Genomic DNA, 19,917 nt, shown 5'->3' with positions numbered 1-19,917 from the left:
ACGACCCGTACAAACAGACGAAAATCGAGACCGCATAGGAGGTACATACATGAGCAAGTTGATTTACCGGGAGCCGAACGGAAACTGGGGCGTCAAGGGCGTGTCGTGGGCGGAGATCCCGGACGGCTTGTATGGCGCGCTGTACAAGCTCAAGGATTACGAGGAAACCGGCATCAGCCCGGCGCAGGTGCGCACGCTTACGGACGACGGTTCGCTTGTCGTCTGGACGCGTGAAGATAAGGAGCACAACGTCTGGCGGTGCACCGGTTGCGGCGCGCTGCACCGCTTCGAGACGGACGGCCCGGAGGAAAACGGCTTTAACTGCTGCCCGTACTGCGGCAAGATCATCGAGGGGACGGACGAGGAGGACGTGCTGGATGAGGAGGCCGACGAGACATGAAAACCATTAGCATTGTGAATTTGAAGGGCGGCGTCGGCAAGACGGTGACGGCCGTCAACCTCGCCGCGATTCTCGCCACCGAGTACGCGGCGCGCGTGCTGCTGATCGACGCCGACCATCAGGGCAACGCCTCGCGGTTCTACCGCATCCCGGCCGAGCCGGGCACGCTGGCCGACCTGTTCGAGGGCATGATCCTGTGCTATTCCGACCTTGTCCAGCACACGATTTACCGCGGGTTGGACGTTATCCCGGCGGACATGTCGCTCGCGGCGCTCGATCTCGACGGCAGCCTGCCGGGCGACGTGCACAGCGGCACGCCGCGCGAGCGTGCGCTGCGCGTCCTGACCGACCTGCGCGACGCGGTCATAGAGGACGACGCCTATGATTATCTCATCATCGACTGCCCGCCCGCGTTTTCGGTCGCGTCGATCAGCGCGGTCGCGGCGTCGAGCGATATTGTTATCCCGGTCAAGCCCGGCGCGTTCGAGATCGACGGCATGGCCGAGCTGCTGCGCCAGATCGACGGCATCCGGCGGGTCAACGGCGCGGTGCAGGTGGGCGTGCTGCTGACCATGTGGCACAACGCGGACGTGGTCCGGCAGGGCGAGGACTGGCTGCGGGAGCACTGCCCCGTGCCGGTGTTCGCCACCCGCATCCGCCGCACCGACAAGGTAGACGAAAGCACCTTTGCGCGCGAGCCGGTCTGCCAGTGGTCGCCGACCTCGGCCGCCGCGCGCGACTACCGCGCGTGGGTGCGCGAGTATCTGGGAGGTGGCGCAGATGGCGCGGAAAGTTAACGTCGGCGCGATGGTCGCGCATGATGTGTTCAAATTGGACACATCGCCGATGCAGGTCGTCCAGATCCCACTCTCGCAGCTGATCGGAAACGAGCACAACTTTTTCGTGGTCGAGGATGTGCAGGAGCTGGCGGACGACATCGCCATGAACGGGCTGTACAGCCCGCTGACCGTGTGCGCGGCAGGGGAGGGCAAGTACCGTATCGTCGCCGGACACCGTCGCCGCAAGGCACTCGAGCTGCTGGGACGCAAGGACGCGCCCTGCATCGTCAAGACCTACGACGGCGAGGATAGCGAAATGGTCGCGCTGATCCAGTCCAACCTGACCAGCCGCGAGCTGACCTATTACGAAAAGATGGAGGCCGTGATCCGGCTGGAGAAGGCGCTGCGCAGCATGAAAGAGCGCGGCGTGGAGCTGCCCGGCCGCCTGCGCGACCACCTCGCCGAGCAGACAAACGAGAGCGCGTCCGCCGTGCACCGCATGCAGTACATTCACAAGAACCTGTCACCCGCGCTGCTGGATGCGCTGCGACGCGAGCAGATTGGTGAGTCGGTCGCGGACGAGCTGGCGCACAGCCCAAGCAAGGTGCAAGAGGAGTTCGAGCAGCGGCTGGCGCGCGGTGAAACCTTCCGCGCGCAGGATGTCAAGGCCGCGCGAGATAAGCCGACAGTGTCGGACGGCGTGGTCGATGCGTTCCTGCTGCGGCATATTGCCCAAGGCCACGAAGCCGCGCTGTACCGCGTTCTGCATGACAGCCAGAGATCGGCAGCGATCCAGCTGATTCCGGCGGTCAAGGATGCGCTGCATTATTCCGGATATCAAGGATTCGCGTCGGAGGGCGTGTGGTTTGACCTCGGCGGCAGCGGTCTGGAAGTGAAAAAGCCGTTTCAGGGCAGGCTGTCGTGGTCGCAGATCGTGCAGCGGCTGCGCGGCATGGTGGAGAACGGCAAGATCGTGTCGCCAGCGGACGTCCCGGCAGACGAACCCGTGCCCGAGGCACAGGCGCTGCGCCGGCTGGATGCGCAGATGCGGCAGGCGGTGGCGGAGCCGCAGCAGCCCGCGCCGGTCTGGCATCCGTACCCGGCCGAGCGGCCGGAGGACGGGCAGAAGGTGCTGACGCTGTGCCACAGCAAATACAACCGGGACAATTATGCCGCCTATATCTATCGCGCGGGTGGCTGGTACCTGCCCGAGATGCCGGACGACGGCCTGATGACGGTGGACGTGCGCTGGTGGTCGGCCGAGCTGCCGCCGGAGGAGTAAAAACAGGTATTATTGCAATTCGCCATGAAACAGAAGCGAGAGGATAGTATCCATTTCATACTCATTTCCTTGCCAATACCAATAAAGATTGTCAAAAGTGTCTCTAAGGCTTTTTTCAAATTGAATAAACAGCCCTAATTGATATCTAAAATTGCCAGTTTGTTCGGTTAGCTTTTTCAGGCGGCCTTTATCGTCTGATATTTCCTTTTTGTTTGTGCACCACCATCCTTTGCATTCTACAATCAGCAGATTATCGGGAGCGTCACGGCGATGAATAATCAAGTCCGGAAGAATGAGCTGATCGTCAAGAATTTTTTGCAGAAATTGCTGCCGATTGTATTCCAAATCTATTTTATAGGGGGGCTGGCTGTTTTTTGCAGCTTCCTCGCTAAAGGTAGATTCGAGTAATGTATTCAAATAATATGCCCATCGAAAAACAATAGAGCGCTCAGCTGCATGCTGGTATGTCTCTCGTTGTTGTGAAGACAGATTGCGGTATGTCTCAAAAGGCAGATCCTTGGCGATGAGAGATGCACCATCCTCCTCATACAACTTCTCGAGGGAATCTGATACACTTATCACAATTTTGTTCATAAGTTCATTATTCATGACAGGAACCTCCTTTTCTTTAGTTTACAAGATTATGGAAGGAAAAGAAACCTTGACAAATCGAATTTTAGCGGATATTCTGATAAATCATCTGTGGGAAGGCAAAGAAAAGCCGTGCGCGTAAGCGCACGGCAGAGCCTTATCGGTAAGTGGCTTCGGAAGGCCTGATTTCGATATAATCCGAATTGTAACCACACGACTCCAGAAAACGTTTGATATCTGTTTCGGAATTCATGCATTTAGGGCCCAGTATGATGTATTCGATAAAATCGTTTTTCACTTTTTTGAAAGAAAGTTCATAATAGGCGGATAACCTGTGTTTGGCAATGCGGAACTTCTTTTCGGAAAGGGAAAAGGCATTTTTGGCGCTGTTTATGATTTCCGGACCAGGAAAACCAAGTGTGCCATTAGGCATATCAAAAATGTTAAATACTTCGGTATCGCTGGTTATGATGCGGTATTCGTCTTCTTCTTTAAATGCGGAGGATTTATAAAAAATGCTTTGTTGGTTTATCGAACTCAGAGCACAAAGCGTGAAAGACGAAACAGCGTCCCACTCTGATCTTTCAGCATCTTTCAAATAATCGCGAGTGGTTTGATCGAGTATTTCCCTGCATTTAGCTTCGGCCATCGCTTTGCTGTATTCGACGGCACAAAAACAGTCTGCGGGTAAATTAATTTGAAAGAGAGATTCACATACACCAATTGAAACGCCGTATCCATCATCTCCGTATCCGCGCCACTGACTGAGCAAATCGCCGTTTCGGGAAAAAGAACAGGAATAAAACGGGGCAAGTTCCTCCTGTGGCACAGCTAAAGTGCAGCGAAGGTGTTCCAGTCCTTGCTGATGCGCTTCGTCGTATTTATTCTGATTCTTCATTTGTGCACTGAGATTCTCGATCGTTTGAGCCATGATGTGGTTGAAATAAACTCGTTCCCCGGAATCGTTACTTTTCTCTACGTCACACAGCCACAGGCATTCGTTTTCGATGATGCTTTTGAACGCCTCGAGACTGCAATAGTGATACACGATCCCGCTGCCAGTGTCCGGCATATATTCACCGCCTTTTCGACTGAATAAGCATATTTTACCATAAACCCGACTGAAAACCAAGGAGGGACAATGAAACGACGAAAAACCATTCGCGCGGGGCGCTTGGTGTGGGACATCGCGTACACGGTGCCGCGGCCAAACGCGACGCCGCAAGAACGCAAACGCATCCGCGAGGTGACCGCCGAGCAGGTCGCGCGGACGCACTGCAACACCGCGCAGCGCAAGCTCGAGCTGCTGATGGCCACGAACTTCGAGCCGGAGGACTTGGTGCTCACCGCGACCTATCGCGACGCCGACCTGCCGGCAAGCGCGGACGTGACCCGGCGGCGGCTCGGCAAGGTGTTCTCCCAGATCCGCGCCTACCGCAAGGCGCGCGGGCTGCCGGAACTCAAGTACATCTACGTCCTCGAGGGGCGGCACGGCGACCACCGGCCGCATGTGCATCTGATCCTCAACGCCGTTGGCGGCGACCTTGAGCTGTTCAAGTCTTTGTGGGTCTGGGGCGATGACATCCAGCTTAACTACATCCGCGAGCGCGGGTACGATGGCTGGGCGGGCTATCTCACCAAGGAGCGGCGGGAGGCCAGTCTCAACGGCAAAAAGCAGTTTGTCGGCAGTCGCAACCTCGAGCGCCCAACTGTCACCTATCAATGGGTGGACGACGGCGCAACCGTGGACGCGCCGCCCGGCGCGCAGCTGCTCGACGAGGGCGGGGGCCGCAACGAAAGCGCGTCCTGCCGGTTCGTCAAGTACCTGCTGCCCAAGAAACCTTGTAAAAGCTACGCGCACGCGCGCGTAGTTGCTGGCTTGGAATGCTCTGCAACATATCACAGGGGCATGGAGAAAAAGCCAAAACCACCTCGACAAAACCGAAAAACCGCGTATACTTAAAGATAAGGAGCTGCCAATGATTAAGAACGGTTGGTACTGCTGCCCCAAGTGTGGGCGCAAGCTGTTCCCGGTCAGCGATAAGACGCTGATCCGCAATCTGGAATATCAGTGCAAGCACTGCAAAGAAAAAATCAACATTGAAATCGAGCCACGAGCCTTGGAGCCAGGAGCCTAACACGATTCGGAAATGTCCGGTCGAGTTAGGCTCTTTTTGTTTGCCCGGAAGGAGGGCGTGCCATGAAAACCATTGCCGAGATCGCGGACGAATATGAGCGCAATCTTGTCCCGCTGCGCCAGCGGCGCGACTCGCTCAAGGCGCAAGCCAAAGCCGAGCCGAGCGCCGAACTGCGCATCCGGCTGTGGAAGCGCGTTGGAATGCTGGAGGGCATGATCTTCGAGGGCACGTCGGCGATTCGCACCATGCGAGGTGACCTGCGTGGCAAGTAAACCCCTGCGGCCATGCCTGCACCCGGGCTGCACGGCGCTGGTGCGCAGCGGCTACTGCGACAAGCACCGCCCGCCGGAGTCGGCGCGGCGCAGCGCAGTGAGCCAGTCATACCGCCATTGGTACAGGCTGAAAATCTGGACGGACGAGCTGCGGCCGCAGCAGCTGGCACGCGAGCCGTTCTGCCGGGACTGCGCCCGGCGTGGCTTGCGGGTCTATGCCACCGACGTTGACCACGTCGTGCCGCACGACGGCGACTGGTCGAAGTTCGTAGACCCAGAAAACCTGCAAAGCCTGTGCCACAGCTGCCACGGGCGCAAAACCATCGCGGAAAGCCGGGCAAAAGTAGCGCGTCGGAAGCGCTGACCGGCTGGACGCTCGGACAGGCGCGGCGCGGGCAGGATGCGCGCGGACTCGGCGGGAAATCCGTGGATTTCCCGAGTATGCCCCCACCCCAAGAAAGTTTCGGGGTGGTCGACAGATGACCCCAAGGCGCCAACCGCGTGGGATTTTTTCCCCACGGCAAGAATGTTTTAGTTTGATAAAGTGAGATTTCAAAGTTAAAGGAGGTGTAGAAAGTGGCTGGACCGAGGCAACCTACGGAGTTGGTGGTGTTGAAAGGGCGTAAGCATCTGACCAAAGCTGAAATTACCCAGCGCCGCAATAGCGAACCTAAGACCGAGAAGGTCAAGCAGGTGCGCGCACCGGTCTGGCTGCCCGAACACCTGCGCGAGGAGTTCAGCAAGCTTGGCCGCGAGCTGAACGACGTCGGCTTGCTGTCCAAGCTGGATTTTGACGTTCTGGCGCGCTATCTGATGAGTCGGGACGCATGGGTCGCGGCGCACCTCAAGGCGCGCGATGCGCTGGACATGGACGACGCCAAGGAGGCGGGCAACTGGTCTCGTGTTGCCCGCATCTACTTTGACCAGTGCCAGCAGTGCGCAAACAGTATGGGCCTGACCATCACCAGCCGCTGCCGTCTGGTGGTGCCCAAACCGCCCGAGGATGAGGCGGCAGGCGACCCGATGACGCAGATGCTGCGCGAGCGGGCGGAAAGGCGGCGCAAGGCATGAGCAAGCAAATCATGTGCAGCCTGTTCTGCCCGATGATCAACCAGTTCGGCGTGTGCGAGAGCACGCTGCGCCGCGTCGAGCGGGTGCAGGAGTGCCCGCATCTCAAGATGCGTGTTCAAATTGAACACCGGGAAAGTAATGACAAAAGTAATGACTTTCCGGCGCTGTGACGGGCGAAGGCCCGATGCATACTGGCATTCTTCCTTTCATGGCGGGCGGCGAGTGCGCAACCTCGCCCGTCCGTCAGAGCGTCGGACAATATGCGTGGTGTAGCTCAGATGGTAGAGCGGCTCCCGATGTGGGAGTGACACATTGGCGATACTGTGTGCGCGGAACCGGAGATTAGCCACCAAAGGGGAAACGCGTGCAGGCGGCGGTTCAAGTCCGTCCACCACGCCCAATCATTTTACCGGAGCGGAAGGAGGTGCGCCGATGTTTGACGCCGAGGCGGCGTCGTTTGTCTGTGAATTTATCGAATACCTGACCTGCTCGAACGGCGCGCCGTTCCGGCTCATGGACTGGCAGCGCTCGGCGGTCACCGAGTTCTACGGCCAGATGGTCGAGGCTGATGGCGAGGAGGCCGACCCCGCGGGCAGTTACATCCGGCGGTATCAGTACCTGTATCTCGAGATTGCCAAGAAAAACGGCAAGAGCGAGCTTGCCGCCGCGCTCGGCGTGTATCACCTGTACGCAGACGGCGAAGTGAACGGCGAGGTGTACGTCGTCGCGGCCGACCGCGACAACGCGGGCATCGTGTATTCGGCCGCCAAGTGGATGGTGGAGCATAGCCCGGCGCTTTTGAAGCGCAGCCGCATCGTGGACAGCATCAAAACCATCTACGACACGGTTTCGGGCAGCAAGCTCAAGGTGTTGTCCTCGGAAGCCTACTCCAAGCACGGCTACAAGCCGTCCTGCGTCATCTTCGACGAGCTGCACGCGCAGCCCAACCGCGACCTGTGGGACGTCATGACGTTCGGCGCGGGCGACGCGCGCGAGATGCCGGTCTGGATCGTGCTGACCACCGCGGGCGACGACCCCGACCGCAAATCCATCGGCTGGGAAGTGCACGAGAAAGCGCTGTCGATTCTGCGCTGCCGCAATGGCTGCGCCCGCGAGGGCGACATGGACGACCCGCGCTGGCTGCCGATCATCTACGGGCTGGGCCTCATCGAGGACGAGGACGAGCTGAAGAAAATCAACATCTACGACGAGGAGTTGTGGAAACGCTGCAACCCGTCCATCGGCAAGACGGTCAAGCTGTCCACCATCCGCGCGGAGGCGCAGGAGGCCAAGCGCAGCGAGGCCGCCGAGCGGCTGTTCCGCTGGCTGCGGCTCAACCAGTGGATTGCCACCCACACGGTCGGCTGGATTCCGGTCACGATCTACGACAAGACGCAGTGGAACCCGGAGGGCTGCAAAGACTGGCGCGAGGCGGTGGGGCTGCTGCGCGGCAAGAAGTGTTTCGGCGGCGGAGACCTTTCGAAGTCCACCGACCTTACCGCCTTCACGCTGCTGTTCCCGCCGCAGGACGGACTGGACAAGTGGGTTGCGCTGTTCACCGGCTGGATTCCGCTGGATGACATCGAAGCGCGTGAGCGCGCCGACCATGCGCCCTACCGCGACTGGATTCGCGCGGGTTTCATCCGTGGCTGTCCGGGGGATGTGATCGACTACGAGGACGTGCTGCAAACCATCGTGCAGGCGGCCGAGGACTACGACCTGCGCATTCTCGGTTTTGACCCGTACCTGTCCGCGACGCTGACCCAGCGCATCGCGGCCGAACTCGCCGGCAAACCGACGCAGGTGGTCGAGATTCCGCAGGGCATCAAATCGATTTCGCCGCCCATGAAGGAGATGGAGACGCTCATCCGCACGCATGAGATGCTGCACGTCCACAACACGGCCGCGCGGCAGTGCTTTGCCAATGTGCGGCTCGTGACCGACGACAACGAAAACATCAAGCCCACCAAAAAGCGCAGCCGCGGCCGCATCGACATCACGGTCAGCTGGATCATCGCCTTTGCGACGAGCAAGCTCGCGGGCGGCCCCAGCATCAACGAAAAAGTGCAATCGGAGGATTGGAGCCTATGCTGAAACAACTGAAAGCCCTGCTCGCCCTGTATCTGGACGACCTGCTGCTGGTCGCGGGCGGGGCATGCGTATCCCGCGCGGCGGCGCTGATCTGGCCGCCGCTGGGCTGGGCCGCGGCGGGCGCGTTCCTGATCTGGTACGGCCTGCTGGTTGCCCGCGCGGGCGCGGGGAGGTGGCGTAAATGATCGCAAGCCAAGCGGCGGCGGCAAGCAGCGTTACCTACACCGAGCTGGACTACGAGGCCATGCTGCGCCGCATCGAGCGCATCTTCTCGCTGGACAACGACGCGCCGGAGATCGCGGTGGCAAACGCCGAGCGGCTTTCCCCGGTCGCGGCGGCGCATCGTATCCTGACCGACTCGATGGCCGTGCTGCCGGTTGCGCTGCGGCGCAAGCAGGGCGGCGAGCGGCAGGAGCTGGACACGCGTTCTGACCTCGATTTTGTGCTGCACAGCCGCATGAACGAGACCATGAGCCCGGCGATGGGCAAGAAAATCCTGATGAGCCAAGCCTTTTGGCACGGTCTGGGCGCGGCTTACATCGAGCGCGACGCGCTCGGGCGCGTGACCGGGCTGTACCCGCTGCAAACGGCGGGCTACCAGTACCTGAAGGACAAGGACACCGGCCAGAGCTGGTATGCGTTCACCGTGGACGACATGACGCGCAAGTTCCAGCCGGGCGATCTGCTGCTGTGCTTCTTTGAGACCTACGACGGCAAGCACGGACGCGGCATGCTCGATCTGGCGCGCGACACGGTCGCGACCGATCGCGCCGCGCAGCGTTACCTGCGCAAGTTCTACGTCAACGGCGGGCGCTTGAGCGGCATTCTGGAAATCGACAGCGACGCTGACCGCGCCACACGCGACAAGGTGCGCGAGGAGTTCACGAATTACGCGACCGGCATGGACAACGCCTTCAAGGTCGCGATCCTCGACAAGGGCTTCAAGTACACCTCGCTCGGCATCAGCCAGAGCGAGGCGCAGTTCATCGAGAGCCGCAGCTTTTCGGTCGAGGAGGTCGCGCGCTTCACCGGCATCCCGGAGTTCATGCTGCAAAGCGGCAAGCAGAGCTACAACTCGAACGAGCAGCAGCAGCTCGTGTTCGTGACAAACGCCCTTGTGCCCCATGTGACCATGTGGGAGCAGGAGTGGGCGTACAAGCTGTTCACGGACGCGGAGCTGCGGGACGGCTGCTACATGCGCTTCAACGTGTCCGCGCTCATGCGCGGCGACGATGCGACGCGCAGCAAATTCTATCAGACGATGGTGTACAGCGGCATTTATAACCTCGACGAGTGCCGCGCGCTGGAGGAAATGAACCCCATGCCGGACGGACTGGGGCAGAACTTCTTCATCACGAAAAATCTGGATACCGTCGGCCATATCGTGCGCGGGGAGGTGAAATGAGTGAGGACACAGATGAACGGCTATGTCGTGCCGGATGACGACGCGGAAACCTACCGCTTTTTCGGCTTCGGCGTGGTGTCGCCGCGGGACGTGCGGCAGGCCATCGCGGACAACCCCGAGGGCGAGACGCTGACGCTCGAGGTCAACTCGGGCGGCGGCAACATGTTCGCCGGGTATGAGATCTACACCATCCTCAAGGCGGCGGCTATCCCGACCGAGGTGGAGATCCAGTCGCTCGCCGGGTCGGCTATGTCGGTCGCCGCGATCGGCGCAGACGTGGTGCGCGCCTCGCCGGTGGCGCAGTTTATGATCCACCTGCCGAGCCTGCGTACCGAGGGCGACAGTACCGAGCACAAGCGCGGTTTGCAGGCGCTGAACAGCTTCAAAGCCAGCGTGCTCAACGCCTACGAACTGAAATGTGCGGGCAAAAAGACGCGTAGCGAGCTGGACGCCATGCTGCGCGCCGAAACGTGGCTGCCGGTGCAGGACGCGGTCGCGGCAGGCTTTGTCGACGAGGTGCTGTACGATGACGAGGGCGTGATCGCCGCGCAGGCGGTCATGTGCGCCCAGACCGGCATCCGCGCGCTGGCGACGGCAGGCGGACTGCCGGATATCGCGGAGCTGCGGGCGCGCCGCGCGGCCATGGAGCCGGGTGAGCCGCCCGAACCAACACCGCAGGACAGCGGCGACGCGCTGGCGCTGGCAAAGGCCAAGCTCGCGCTGCTCAAAAATATGTGATGGGGCGGCTGCCCCGGAGAGGAGACCGAAATGGATTACAGCAAGAAAATCGCGGAACTCAAGGCGCAGAAAGCCGCTCTGGTGACGCAGGCGGACGCCGCGGCCGACGCGGGCAAGCTGGAGGAGCTGACCCAGCTGAATGTCAAGATTTCCGAAGTCAACAACCAGATCAAGGCGGTCGAGCAGCTGCGCGAGGCATCGGGCGATGTCGCGCAGCCCGAAAACACCGGCGCGGCGCAGCCGCAGGACGGCAAGAAGACCACGCCCTTTGCGTCCCTCGGTGAGCAGCTGCGTGCGGTCATGCTGGCGGCCAAGGGCACGCCGGATGGCCGCCTTGCCGCCGTCAACGAGGCACAGGGCGTCAACACCCAGACCGGCGCGGACGGCGCATTTGCCATTCAGGAGGATTTCGCGGGCACGATCATCGAGACCGCCGCGACCACAGGCGATATCCTGTCCCGCGTGGACAGCTACACCTCGGGCGCGGCGTCCAACGCCGTACGCTTTATGACCTGCGACGAGACCGACGTATCCGAGAGCGTGTACGGCGGCGTGCAGGCGTACTGGGCGAGCGAGGCCGCGACGGTCGCCGCCAGCAAGCCCAAGTTTTACGAGACCAAAATCGACCTTGAAAAGCTGATGGCGTTCATCTACATCACCGACGAGGCGCTCGAGGACATGCCGTTCATGTCCGGCCTGCTCAATAACGCGATGGCGACCGCGGCCAACCGTCTGCTCGAGGGCGCAGTGGTGGACGGCGACGGCGTGGGCAAGCCGCTGGGCATTCTGCACGCGCCGAACCTCGTGACCGTGGACAAGGAGAGCGCGCAGACCGAAATTCTGACCTTCAAGAACATCGCTCGTATGTACAGCCGCATCCTGCCGCGCTGCAAGACCAACGCGGTCTGGGTCATGCACCCCGACCTTGCCGAGGAGCTGCCGTTCCTGACGCTGCCGATCGGCACGGGCGGTGTGCCGGTGTACCTGCCGCCCACGGGCGCAACGGGCACGCCGTATGCGACGCTGTACGGCAAGCCGATCATCGAGACCGACCACATGGCGGCGGTCGGCAGCAAGGGCGACATCGGCCTGTTCGACCTCAAACAGTACATGCTGCTGCGCAAGGGTACGGTCAAGCAGGATATGTCCATCCACGTCGAGTTCCTGACCGCGCAGAACTGCTTCCGTTTGCAGCTGCGCGCGGGCGGCGCGCCCAAGGGCAAGCACGCCGTCAAGCTCAAGAATTCCAAGGTGCTGCGCTCGCCGTTTGTCGTGCTGGGCGACCGTTCGTAAGACAAGGAGGGTATGGATATGACGCAGGAAAGACTGATTTCTCAGCTGGTGAGCGCGCCCGCGTCGCTCGCGCAGAGTGGCAGCGTGACGAGCGCTTACGCCGATATGTGCAACCGCCGTGATTTCACGTTTCTGGTCGCGGTTGGCGCACTGGCAGCGGACAAGGGGGTCAAGGTCGAACTGCTCGGCGCGAACGACGCCGAGGGGACTGAGGCCGAGACGATCGCGGAGACGACCTACACCGCGGGCTCGGGCGGCGAGAGCAGCCACCTGATCGCGGTGCGCGGCCGCGTCACGCCCGACTGGCGGTACATGGCGGTCAAGGTGTCCAATTTGAACACCGGCGCGGCCACGATGGCGGCGGTGGTGCTGGTGTCCGACAGCCTGTTTGTGCCGGATGACAGCGGTATGACCGTCCTGTGGGCATGACGGGCGAGGAGCAGGCCGCGCTGGCAAAGGAGCGGCTCGCGGCCTGCAAGAAATACATGAAGGTGGACTATGAAGAGGACGACGAGCTGATTGCGGCTTTGATGGACGCGGCAGACCGTTATCTTGCCGGTGCGGGCGTGACAAGAGAGGTCGCGCCCGCGATGTACGACCTGATTGTGCATGATATGACGCTGCGCACCTACGACGGGCGGGATAATGATGCGGCACAGGCAGCGACCGCGCCGCTGATCCGCTCCATGCTGACGCAGCTCAAACTCCGGTGCCAGTATGGAGAGGAGGCGGCAGACGATGGCAGTACGAGCGGGTGAGCTGCGGGAGCGCGTGGTTATCCTCAGCCTTGTGGAAAACCCGGACGGCACGGGCTGGGAATGGAAGGAGGGCAAGACGACGTGGGCCAAGGTCGAGCAGACCGGCAAGCGCAGCCTGTTCTCGACGGTCGGCATGAGCCGCCCGGAGTGGCGCGTCACGATGCGCCGTCAACCGCTGACGCTCTTTCAGGCACTGCGCTGGCGGGGGCATTTCCTGTTTCTCGCGGAGCTGACGCACCCCGACCGCGGGCTCATCGAGCTGTCGGCCGTGCAGGCCGAGCCGGTGCAATGCACCGTGCAGCGCACCAAGGTCGAGAAGAACGCGCTCAACAACCCGACACTCACGACCGAGCGGGTGCTGTCATTCCCGGCCTGCCTGACCGAGAAGTACGAGGGCTTTGCCCAGGGCGATGTGCACGACACGCTGACGCACACGCTCGTCGCCATCTGCCCCAAGGCTGTGACGCTGCGGGCGGGCGAGGTCGTGACGATCGGCGGCGACCGCTTCCGTGTCCAAATCGAACACACACTGTCCGAGTACAAGAACGAGTACGAGATCACGCGGGAGGTGGACGCCTGATGGCACAGGACGCAAACGGCCTGCGGCAGTTTGCCGACCGCTGCGACGCAGAGGTAAAGCGCAAACGCGCCGATCAGCGCGCGCTCCACGAGCGGCTGGGCGCACGGATGCAGACGGCAGTGCGCGGCCAGATTCGCGGCAAGATCAACGATGCGCACGGCCATGTCGCGGGCTGGCAGACCAAGTACATCGGCACGGGCGGCGGCTATGCTGCCGTCCGTGCAGCTGGCACAGACAGCGGCCCGGACAGCCTGAACGCAATCACAAATTATCTGGAGAACGGCCACACGATTCGCCGCCCGGGCGGACGCAGCCCGCGCTATCGGCCGCGCATCCATGTGCTGTATGTGTCCGGGCGCGGGTTTTACAACGCCGCGCGCCCCTCGCTGCCGCGTATGCTGCAAAGCGAGGTGGATAACTGGGGACGCGAGGTCGCAGGCCGATTGGGAGGACGATAAATGCTTTCTGTACAGCAAATTATGGAAGGGGTCAACGCGATCCTCGTTCGGCTCTACCCCGACCGCACGGTGTACGTCGATGTGATGCCCGAGCAGTTCGAGCGGCCGAGCTTTTTCCTGCGCCCGTCTGGGCGTAAGATCACCAGCCGCACGGTGGCCGTGGTCGAGGTTGAGCAGATGATCTTGGTACAGTGCGCCGATGAGGTGGGCGATCACTACGAAACCCAAACCGCCCGCCTGTACGGCGTGACCGACACGCTGACCGCTGCCTTTTTGCAGCGCGGCGCGCTTCATTGCGGCGACCGCAAGCTGACTGCCGACCGCGTCGATGTGTCGCGCGACCTCGACGTCGCGGACGTCACGATCGTCGTCACCTACGAGGACGACCGCCCGGCCGCGCCCAGCACCCAGCCGCTGGTCACCGACGTGACCCTCGGCGCGCAGCCGACCAATCCAAAGGAGGGATAAGGCAATGGGACTGCCTTCGATTGATATTTCGTTCCAGACCGCCGCGCAGGCCACGATCGCCATGGGCGACAAGGGCTATGTCGGCGTGATCGTGCGCGACACCGCACAGGCGGGCGCGCACTACCTGACCCGCGTGGGCAAGATCCCCGCGGAGCTGACCGAGGACAACCGCGCCTACCTGACGCGCACCTTCCTCGGCTACATCAACCCGCCCAAGGCGGTGTACCTGTACGTCACCGACGCGGAGGATACCAATCTTGCCAAAGCGCTTGCCTATTTCGAGACACAGGAGGTCGACTATCTGGTCGGCCCGCCCGATCTGAGCGAGGACGAAGCGCAGGCGATGGTGATGTGGCTCAAGGAGGTGCGCGCGTCGCACAGCCATATCAAGCTGGTGTTGCCCAAGACGGTGGCGGACTACGACCCGGTCATCGACTTCGACGCGGACGGCATGACCGACGGCGAAACCGTGTTCACGACCTCCGAATACTGCTCGCGCATGGCTGGTCTGTTCGCCGGTACGCCGTGGACGATGAGCGCGACCTACGCGCCGCTGCCCGAGCTGACCGACATCACCCGTCTGGATAAGGAGACGGCGGACGCCGCGATCGACGCGGGCAAGCTGATCCTCATTCACGACGGGCGACAGGTCAAGATCGGCCGCGCGGTCAACTCGCTGACCACGACCACGCTTGACCACGGTGCAATCTTCCAGAAAATCAAGGCACTCGAGGTCATTGACCGCGTAGACGCGGACTTCCGCGCGACGATCGAGGACACCTTCATCGGCAAGGTCGCCAACACCTACGACAACCGCATGCTGCTCGTCACTGCAGGCCGCAACTACTTCCACACGCTCGAGACGGCGGGCCTCCTGATTGAGGACAGCTCGACGCTCGACATCGACACCGAGGCGGTGCGCGACTATCTGGGCGAGGCGGCCGACGAAATGAGCGACGACGAGCTGCGCCACGCGGACACCGGCTCGCAGGTGTTCCTCGTAGGCAAGTTCACGATCGCAGACGCGATCGAGGACGTCACGATCCGCATCACGGTATAAAAGGAGGCGAAACGTATGAGTGCAAGCATGGATTCCGCCGCGCGCGTCATTTCCGGCACGCACGGGCATGCATGGATGGACGACGAGCTGTGCGGCGAAACGCTCGGTATGCAGGCCAAGGTCGCGGGCAACAAAGAGGACGTGCCGATGTGCGGCCAGTTTATGGTCGACACCAAGCTGATGAGCGCCAAGGGCACGGGCACGATCCGCTTCCACAAGGTCAATTCCCGCATGGCGATCAAGGTGAGCGACAACCTCAAGGCGGGCAAGGACACGCGCATTAAGCTGATTTCGCTGCTCGACGACCCGGACGCCTACGGCGCAGAGCGTGTGGTCATCTACGACGCCTCGCTTGACGACTTGACGCTTGCGGACTGGGAAGCCGCCGCCAAGGGGCAGATCGAGTGTCCGTTCACGTTCACCCGCTGGGACTACCTTGACCTGATCCAGCCGAAATAACAGGAGGAAATGAATATGGCAGAGAAAAAGCAGAACCCCACCCCGACCACGGTCGAGAAGCTGCTGGGCGCGTGCAATCGCGCGCCCGGCGAGCAGTGTTTGCAGTTCAAGAGCTGGACGGACGCGGACGGCAATCCGGTCGTGTTCCGCATCCGCGAGCTGAGCTATGACAAGGTGCGCGAGCTGCAGGAGATGAACACCGGCAAGGATCTCCCCGCCGCGATCATCACGGCGGGCGTAATAGAACCTAACCTGCGCGACGAGCGCCTGCAGCAGGCGTGCGGTGCGGCAACGCCCTACGAGGTGGTGCGCTATATGCTGCGCGCAGGCGAGCTCGAGGACTTGCAGGCCGCGATCGAGAAGCTGTCCGGCTATCGCGGCTCCACGCTGCAGATCTTTGCGGATATCGAAAAAAACTGAGAGAGGACGACGAGACGTTTCTGATGTACCTGCTGTTCCGGCAGCATCACGTCTTGCCGTCCGACTATCTGAAACTCCCGCCCGGCGAGAAGCTGGTGCTGCAGGCGTTTGTCATGGCCGAGTGCCTGCCCAAGGCGCTCGAAGGCATCCGCTGGCGGGCAGAGAGCGAGCGAATGAAGCAGGAGGAGGCCGCCGCTTATGCCTGACGTTTCGATTGCGCTGAGTGCGAAGGACAACTACACTACGACGCTCAAAAAGATCGCAGATGCAACGCGCACAGGCGTCAACAGCATCGAGGACTTGCAAAAGAGCCTGACCAAGCTGAACAACACCCGCGCGCAGCTGCGGCTCGACCTGACCAAGGCCAAAAGCGAGCTGAAGGAGGCCGAGAAGCGCTTCCGCGCGACCGGCGACGCGGCTGACGAGCTGGCGCTCAAGGATAAGCAACTGCAATTCGACAACCTGACCAGCCAGCTCAAGGCGGTGTCCTCAAGCGCCAAGGCAGCCGAGAGCGACATGACGCGCCTTGCCGGTACGAATAGCAAGATCGCCAACCGGCAGAGCACAGGCAGTGGCACCGGTTCGATGCTGGGCACGCTCGGCTCGGCACTCGCGACGGCGGGCTTCGGCAATATGCTCAGCGGCAGCGTGTCGGGCGCGGCGGGCGCGTTTTTCAGTTCGTACTACGGTTCGACCGAGGGCGCAGCGGTCGAGTCCTTCCTTGGCAGCGCGATTTCTGGCGCGACCATGGGCGCGGCAGCCGGGTCGGTGATCCCCGGTGTGGGCACCGCGATTGGTGCTGCTGTGGGAACGGCGATCGGTGCGGTGTCCGGTGGCATCGAGGCCGCGACGCAGCAGTTTGAAAGCCGGGACGAGGCGTTCAAAAGCTATGTGCAGGATCAGTACAACGCCGTGCAGGAGCGCCAGGCGGCCGATCTGGAAAGCGGATCGGCGCTCGCCGGACAGCGCGAGACCGATCTTGTGTCGTTTACGACCCTGTTCGGGTCAAAGGACATCGCGCAGCAGTACCTGAGTGAGCTCAAGACCATGGCCAATGTCACGCCGTTCCTGTACAGTGATCTGACGGCCATGAGCAAGACGCTCAAGACCTACGGCTACGCGGCAAATGAGATGATTCCCGCGCTGACCTCGATCGGCGACGCGGGCGCGGCGCTCGGCATGACGGCGGCGGACATGACCAATGTGTCCACCGCGCTCGGCCGCATGCGCTCGAGCAACAAGACCACGCTCGAGGATCTCAACATCCTGCAGGATCGCGGTATCGACGCGATCGGGGCGCTGGCAAACGCCAAGGGCGTGAGCAAGGGCGGCGCGTACGAAATGATTTCGGACGGCGATATCGCGGGCACCGAGGCCGTGCAGATCATCCAGTCCTACATGGAGCAGATATATTCCGGCGCGATGGAGCAGCAGAGCAAGACCTTTGAGGGCCTGTCCTCCACGCTCGAAGGCTGGAATCAGGAACTGCAAAACGCCATGGGCGAGGGCTACAACGAGGGCAAGAAGATCGGCATGTCCGACCAGATCGACTGGCTGGAAGGCGAAGCCGGGCAGAAGATGCAGGAAGTGTACAGCGAAATGGGCACGCTGCAAAGCGATCTTGAGAACATGCAGCAGCAAATGTACCAAGATATCGTCAACGGTATGTTTTCCGGTGATATTGCGGCTGATATGGATGAGCAGATCGCCGCACAGGTGGAGCAGATGCACACCCGGTACATGGAAGCCATGGCGACACTCGACAGCGGTACTGCTTCGGACGAGGAAAAGATCACGGCGCGGGCAGAGCTGGGCGCGCTCATGGGCGAGGCGCAGGCCATGGCCGAGAGCGAGTATTACAATTCCGAAGCGGTGTCCATTTTGACCGACGCCAACATCACCATGGCGAGCAACATCCAGTCATCGGCGGGAAGCGCGTATCAAAATGCAGGCTATTCGCTCGGGCAGCAGCTGACCAAGGGTATCAGCTCGGTTATCAGCAGCTATGTGCCGCCGTCCATTCGTGTTCCGGTTGTGACAAGCTCGGTCAGCACGTCTGCTGGTGCTGCAACCGGCACAACCACCGGCTCGCACCTGACCGGTGCGACATCGCCCTATCGCGCCATCGGCGAGAACCGCGTGCCGCGTGACAACACACTCTACCTGCTCCACGAGGGCGAGCGCGTGCTGACCGCGCGCGAAGCGCGGGCGCAGGATCAGGGCGGCACGGGCGGCGTGGTCATCAACATGGGCGGCAACTACACCGTCCGGCAGGACAGCGACATTTCAGCGATCGCGGAGGCGGTCGCGGCTCGAATCCTGCGTGCCCGCCGCATCGTGCGCACATAACAGGCGAAAGGAGGAACGACCCCATGTCCATTCTGATCGGCGGTGGGATCATCAGCGGCATCGTTGGCAGCATGGTCAGCAATATCGTCGCCCAGCAGCTGCAAGCCTATCGCAGCGGCAAGCGCCGCATCATTTTTGTCAACCTCACGACCGGGCAGGAGGTCGTGCTGCCGGTCACGCCGCGCGAGTATACGATCGACGAGGGCGTGACCGTCGAGACGGTCAATCTCACCGGCTTCGGTGACGTGCACCTCGCGGGCGACCGCACGCTGTTCACCGAGCAGCTCGAGTTCTTCCTGCCTGTGCAGGATTACCCCTTTAACGACGCGACCACCGTGCTCGACCCCTTCCACTACATCGACTTTTTCCAGCAGACCGCCCGAAATAAGCAGGTCTGCCGCTTCATCGTCTCGGACAGCCGCACGCAGTGCGAGGTGCTGCTCGAGAACCTGCAATACCGCCAGCAGGAGGGCGTGGGCGACTACTACTGCGTGCTGACCATGCGCCAGCACCGGCAGCCAAACCCCGTGCGGCTGGTGGGAGACGAGGGCACGTCCGCCGGACAGACGGCGGCCGCGTCCACACCCGCCCGCGCGACCGATACGCCCGCCCAGACCGCCGTGCAGAACCACACGGTGCAGCCGGGCGACACGCTGTCCGGCATTTGCCGCAAGTATTACGGCAACGCAAACCTGTACCCAAAGCTCGCGGCCTACAACAACATCAAAAACCCCGACCTGATCTACGACGGGAGCGTGCTGAAAATCCCGCCCGCGTCGGCACTGTAAGGGGGCGGACGCATGGAGCAATACCAGTACGTCCACCCGTGGGTGCATGTGCGCAACAGCGACGGCGAGTGGGACGTGTCCCACATGTTCCGGCGCATCGAATGGTCGGGCGATGTGGACACCGTGTGCCGGTCGCTCGAGCTGGAGATGATCGTCTCGGCGACCGACCCGCGTTTGCCTTATGTCTACCTGCCGCTGGCGGGTGGCATTTCGATGGGCGTGGGCAGTGAGACGCTGTTTTGCGGGCAGGTGGTGAGCAAGGACAAGTCCACCGACGCGTCCACCATGTCGGTTACCTGCTATGACAACGGTTTTTACCTCAAGAACAGCCGCGCCAGCCGCAAGTACACGGGCGAGACGCCCGAGACCATCACGCGGCAGCTGTGCAGTACCTACGGCGTGCCGGTCGGGTCGCTCGCGCAGACCGGCGTCGCGATCCGACGCAAGTTTTCAGCCACCGAGATCTACCGCATCATTGACACGGCCTATACGCTCGCGAGTCAGCAAACCGGCAAGA

General features: G+C 61.7%; 28 protein-coding genes and 1 tRNA gene. 27 read left to right on the top strand and 2 right to left on the bottom strand.

The features are described 5' to 3' along the window. The first annotated feature begins 49 nt into the window (after positions 1-49). Genes EJL02_RS13770 through EJL02_RS13760 form a run of 3 tightly spaced genes read left to right on the top strand, consistent with a single transcriptional unit; the run spans position 50 to position 2,461 of the window. A complete protein-coding gene (locus tag EJL02_RS13770; RefSeq protein ID WP_125116926.1) occupies positions 50-400 on the top strand; it encodes a hypothetical protein in 351 nt (116 codons plus the stop codon). After that, positions 397-1,197: a ParA family protein gene (locus EJL02_RS13765; RefSeq protein WP_125116925.1), complete on the top strand. Its 801-nt coding sequence runs from the start codon at positions 397-399 to the stop codon at positions 1,195-1,197. The genes EJL02_RS13770 and EJL02_RS13765 overlap by 4 nt, the downstream gene beginning before the upstream one ends. Next, positions 1,181-2,461 carry a ParB/RepB/Spo0J family partition protein gene (locus EJL02_RS13760; RefSeq protein ID WP_125116924.1) on the top strand — a complete coding sequence of 427 codons (1,281 nt, stop codon included), beginning with the start codon at positions 1,181-1,183 and terminating at the stop codon, positions 2,459-2,461. Before EJL02_RS13765 ends, EJL02_RS13760 begins: the two co-directional genes overlap by 17 nt. Before the next feature lie 9 nt (positions 2,462-2,470). On the opposite strand, the gene EJL02_RS13755 is transcribed toward EJL02_RS13760, so the two are convergent. Together EJL02_RS13755 and EJL02_RS13750 are read right to left on the bottom strand one after the other, a co-directional pair. Beyond that, positions 2,471-3,070, bottom strand: a complete 600-nt coding sequence (locus EJL02_RS13755; protein ID WP_125116923.1) for a hypothetical protein — start codon at positions 3,068-3,070, stop codon at positions 2,471-2,473. Positions 3,071-3,209: 139 nt separating this feature from the next. Next, entirely contained in the window at positions 3,210-4,124 is a 915-nt protein-coding gene (locus tag EJL02_RS13750) for a DUF2971 domain-containing protein (RefSeq protein ID WP_164510446.1), read from the bottom strand. Positions 4,125-4,193: 69 nt separating this feature from the next. Between EJL02_RS13750 and EJL02_RS14300 the strand changes: the two genes are divergently transcribed. From EJL02_RS14300 to EJL02_RS13650, 24 genes are all read left to right on the top strand, one after another. After that, positions 4,194-5,015 (top strand): rolling circle replication-associated protein, encoded by an 822-nt coding sequence (locus EJL02_RS14300; protein ID WP_164510445.1) that lies wholly within the window; start codon positions 4,194-4,196, stop codon positions 5,013-5,015. Between the two features lie 16 nt (positions 5,016-5,031). Continuing rightward, positions 5,032-5,190, top strand: a complete 159-nt coding sequence (locus EJL02_RS14295; protein ID WP_164510442.1) for a hypothetical protein — start codon at positions 5,032-5,034, stop codon at positions 5,188-5,190. A 62-nt stretch (positions 5,191-5,252) separates the two neighbouring features. Continuing rightward, positions 5,253-5,462 carry a hypothetical protein gene (locus EJL02_RS13740; RefSeq protein ID WP_125116920.1) on the top strand — a complete coding sequence of 70 codons (210 nt, stop codon included), beginning with the start codon at positions 5,253-5,255 and terminating at the stop codon, positions 5,460-5,462. Beyond that, positions 5,452-5,826, top strand: coding sequence for an HNH endonuclease signature motif containing protein (locus tag EJL02_RS13735; protein WP_125116919.1), 375 nt, complete (start codon positions 5,452-5,454; stop codon positions 5,824-5,826). Before EJL02_RS13740 ends, EJL02_RS13735 begins: the two co-directional genes overlap by 11 nt. Positions 5,827-6,038: 212 nt before the next feature. Further along, positions 6,039-6,533 carry a phage terminase small subunit P27 family gene (locus EJL02_RS13730; RefSeq protein ID WP_125116918.1) on the top strand — a complete coding sequence of 165 codons (495 nt, stop codon included), beginning with the start codon at positions 6,039-6,041 and terminating at the stop codon, positions 6,531-6,533. Beyond that, entirely contained in the window at positions 6,530-6,703 is a 174-nt protein-coding gene (locus EJL02_RS14290; protein ID WP_164510444.1) for a hypothetical protein, read from the top strand. Before EJL02_RS13730 ends, EJL02_RS14290 begins: the two co-directional genes overlap by 4 nt. A 93-nt stretch (positions 6,704-6,796) precedes the next feature. Then, a tRNA-OTHER gene (locus EJL02_RS14285) sits at positions 6,797-6,933 on the top strand. 32 nt (positions 6,934-6,965) lie between these two features. Next, on the top strand, positions 6,966-8,627 hold the full coding sequence (locus EJL02_RS13725) for a terminase large subunit (protein WP_125116928.1): 1,662 nt from the start codon (positions 6,966-6,968) through the stop codon (positions 8,625-8,627). Beyond that, a complete protein-coding gene (locus tag EJL02_RS13720; RefSeq protein WP_125116917.1) occupies positions 8,621-8,809 on the top strand; it encodes a hypothetical protein in 189 nt (62 codons plus the stop codon). Before EJL02_RS13725 ends, EJL02_RS13720 begins: the two co-directional genes overlap by 7 nt. Next, a complete protein-coding gene (locus EJL02_RS13715; protein ID WP_243114524.1) occupies positions 8,806-10,029 on the top strand; it encodes a phage portal protein in 1,224 nt (407 codons plus the stop codon). Before EJL02_RS13720 ends, EJL02_RS13715 begins: the two co-directional genes overlap by 4 nt. Further along, positions 10,030-10,767, top strand: coding sequence for a Clp protease ClpP (locus EJL02_RS13710; protein ID WP_125116916.1), 738 nt, complete (start codon positions 10,030-10,032; stop codon positions 10,765-10,767). Between the two features lie 30 nt (positions 10,768-10,797). Continuing rightward, positions 10,798-12,060, top strand: coding sequence for a phage major capsid protein (locus EJL02_RS13705; protein ID WP_125116915.1), 1,263 nt, complete (start codon positions 10,798-10,800; stop codon positions 12,058-12,060). A gap of 18 nt (positions 12,061-12,078) precedes the next feature. After that, positions 12,079-12,489, top strand: a complete 411-nt coding sequence (locus EJL02_RS13700; RefSeq protein ID WP_125116914.1) for a hypothetical protein — start codon at positions 12,079-12,081, stop codon at positions 12,487-12,489. Then, entirely contained in the window at positions 12,486-12,818 is a 333-nt protein-coding gene (locus EJL02_RS13695) for a head-tail connector protein (protein ID WP_243114525.1), read from the top strand. Before EJL02_RS13700 ends, EJL02_RS13695 begins: the two co-directional genes overlap by 4 nt. After that, a complete protein-coding gene (locus tag EJL02_RS13690) occupies positions 12,799-13,398 on the top strand; it encodes a hypothetical protein (RefSeq protein WP_125116912.1) in 600 nt (199 codons plus the stop codon). The genes EJL02_RS13695 and EJL02_RS13690 overlap by 20 nt, the downstream gene beginning before the upstream one ends. After that, entirely contained in the window at positions 13,398-13,856 is a 459-nt protein-coding gene (locus EJL02_RS13685) for a hypothetical protein (RefSeq protein WP_125116911.1), read from the top strand. The genes EJL02_RS13690 and EJL02_RS13685 overlap by 1 nt, the downstream gene beginning before the upstream one ends. Next, positions 13,857-14,324 (top strand): phage tail terminator family protein, encoded by a 468-nt coding sequence (locus EJL02_RS13680; protein ID WP_125116910.1) that lies wholly within the window; start codon positions 13,857-13,859, stop codon positions 14,322-14,324. A gap of 4 nt (positions 14,325-14,328) precedes the next feature. Continuing rightward, positions 14,329-15,384: a phage tail sheath C-terminal domain-containing protein gene (locus EJL02_RS13675; RefSeq protein WP_125116909.1), complete on the top strand. Its 1,056-nt coding sequence runs from the start codon at positions 14,329-14,331 to the stop codon at positions 15,382-15,384. Between the two features lie 15 nt (positions 15,385-15,399). Then, positions 15,400-15,843 (top strand): phage tail tube protein, encoded by a 444-nt coding sequence (locus EJL02_RS13670; RefSeq protein ID WP_125116908.1) that lies wholly within the window; start codon positions 15,400-15,402, stop codon positions 15,841-15,843. A 15-nt stretch (positions 15,844-15,858) separates the two neighbouring features. Then, positions 15,859-16,263: a phage tail assembly chaperone gene (locus EJL02_RS13665; protein WP_164510443.1), complete on the top strand. Its 405-nt coding sequence runs from the start codon at positions 15,859-15,861 to the stop codon at positions 16,261-16,263. A 23-nt stretch (positions 16,264-16,286) separates the two neighbouring features. Next, on the top strand, positions 16,287-16,469 hold the full coding sequence (locus EJL02_RS14280; RefSeq protein ID WP_164510441.1) for a hypothetical protein: 183 nt from the start codon (positions 16,287-16,289) through the stop codon (positions 16,467-16,469). Continuing rightward, positions 16,462-18,612: a tape measure protein gene (locus EJL02_RS13660; RefSeq protein WP_125116906.1), complete on the top strand. Its 2,151-nt coding sequence runs from the start codon at positions 16,462-16,464 to the stop codon at positions 18,610-18,612. The genes EJL02_RS14280 and EJL02_RS13660 overlap by 8 nt, the downstream gene beginning before the upstream one ends. Before the next feature lie 23 nt (positions 18,613-18,635). Then, the gene (locus EJL02_RS13655) at positions 18,636-19,400 is read left to right on the top strand and encodes a LysM peptidoglycan-binding domain-containing protein (protein ID WP_125116905.1); all 765 of its coding nucleotides are present in this window, start codon (positions 18,636-18,638) and stop codon (positions 19,398-19,400) included. A 12-nt stretch (positions 19,401-19,412) separates the two neighbouring features. Continuing rightward, on the top strand, positions 19,413-19,917 hold a 505-nt coding region (locus EJL02_RS13650; protein ID WP_442858027.1), incomplete at its 3' end, for an XkdQ/YqbQ family protein.

Source organism: Agathobaculum sp. Marseille-P7918, from assembly GCF_900625105.1.
In the GTDB taxonomy this organism is placed as follows: Bacteria; Bacillota; Clostridia; order Oscillospirales; family Butyricicoccaceae; genus Agathobaculum.
Note: the sequence above shows the minus strand (reverse complement) of the source record. Positions and strands in the feature narration are given on the sequence as shown.

Coding starts and splice junctions, on each gene's coding strand:
- EJL02_RS13720 (WP_125116917.1), top strand. CDS start 8,621: ATGCTGAAACAACTGAAAGCCCTGCTCGCCCTGTATCTGGACGACCTG.
- EJL02_RS13725 (WP_125116928.1), top strand. CDS start 6,966: ATGTTTGACGCCGAGGCGGCGTCGTTTGTCTGTGAATTTATCGAATAC.
- EJL02_RS13680 (WP_125116910.1), top strand. CDS start 13,857: ATGCTTTCTGTACAGCAAATTATGGAAGGGGTCAACGCGATCCTCGTT.
- EJL02_RS13665 (WP_164510443.1), top strand. CDS start 15,859: ATGGCAGAGAAAAAGCAGAACCCCACCCCGACCACGGTCGAGAAGCTG.
- EJL02_RS14300 (WP_164510445.1), top strand. CDS start 4,194: ATGAAACGACGAAAAACCATTCGCGCGGGGCGCTTGGTGTGGGACATC.
- EJL02_RS13675 (WP_125116909.1), top strand. CDS start 14,329: ATGGGACTGCCTTCGATTGATATTTCGTTCCAGACCGCCGCGCAGGCC.
- EJL02_RS13685 (WP_125116911.1), top strand. CDS start 13,398: ATGGCACAGGACGCAAACGGCCTGCGGCAGTTTGCCGACCGCTGCGAC.
- EJL02_RS14290 (WP_164510444.1), top strand. CDS start 6,530: ATGAGCAAGCAAATCATGTGCAGCCTGTTCTGCCCGATGATCAACCAG.
- EJL02_RS13700 (WP_125116914.1), top strand. CDS start 12,079: ATGACGCAGGAAAGACTGATTTCTCAGCTGGTGAGCGCGCCCGCGTCG.
- EJL02_RS13755 (WP_125116923.1), bottom strand. CDS start 3,070: ATGAATAATGAACTTATGAACAAAATTGTGATAAGTGTATCAGATTCC.
- EJL02_RS13670 (WP_125116908.1), top strand. CDS start 15,400: ATGAGTGCAAGCATGGATTCCGCCGCGCGCGTCATTTCCGGCACGCAC.
- EJL02_RS13695 (WP_243114525.1), top strand. CDS start 12,486: ATGACGGGCGAGGAGCAGGCCGCGCTGGCAAAGGAGCGGCTCGCGGCC.
- EJL02_RS13655 (WP_125116905.1), top strand. CDS start 18,636: ATGTCCATTCTGATCGGCGGTGGGATCATCAGCGGCATCGTTGGCAGC.
- EJL02_RS13715 (WP_243114524.1), top strand. CDS start 8,806: ATGATCGCAAGCCAAGCGGCGGCGGCAAGCAGCGTTACCTACACCGAG.
- EJL02_RS13765 (WP_125116925.1), top strand. CDS start 397: ATGAAAACCATTAGCATTGTGAATTTGAAGGGCGGCGTCGGCAAGACG.
- EJL02_RS14280 (WP_164510441.1), top strand. CDS start 16,287: ATGTACCTGCTGTTCCGGCAGCATCACGTCTTGCCGTCCGACTATCTG.
- EJL02_RS13750 (WP_164510446.1), bottom strand. CDS start 4,124: ATGCCGGACACTGGCAGCGGGATCGTGTATCACTATTGCAGTCTCGAG.
- EJL02_RS13740 (WP_125116920.1), top strand. CDS start 5,253: ATGAAAACCATTGCCGAGATCGCGGACGAATATGAGCGCAATCTTGTC.
- EJL02_RS13760 (WP_125116924.1), top strand. CDS start 1,181: ATGGCGCGGAAAGTTAACGTCGGCGCGATGGTCGCGCATGATGTGTTC.
- EJL02_RS13770 (WP_125116926.1), top strand. CDS start 50: ATGAGCAAGTTGATTTACCGGGAGCCGAACGGAAACTGGGGCGTCAAG.
- EJL02_RS13690 (WP_125116912.1), top strand. CDS start 12,799: ATGGCAGTACGAGCGGGTGAGCTGCGGGAGCGCGTGGTTATCCTCAGC.
- EJL02_RS13660 (WP_125116906.1), top strand. CDS start 16,462: ATGCCTGACGTTTCGATTGCGCTGAGTGCGAAGGACAACTACACTACG.
- EJL02_RS13705 (WP_125116915.1), top strand. CDS start 10,798: ATGGATTACAGCAAGAAAATCGCGGAACTCAAGGCGCAGAAAGCCGCT.
- EJL02_RS14295 (WP_164510442.1), top strand. CDS start 5,032: ATGATTAAGAACGGTTGGTACTGCTGCCCCAAGTGTGGGCGCAAGCTG.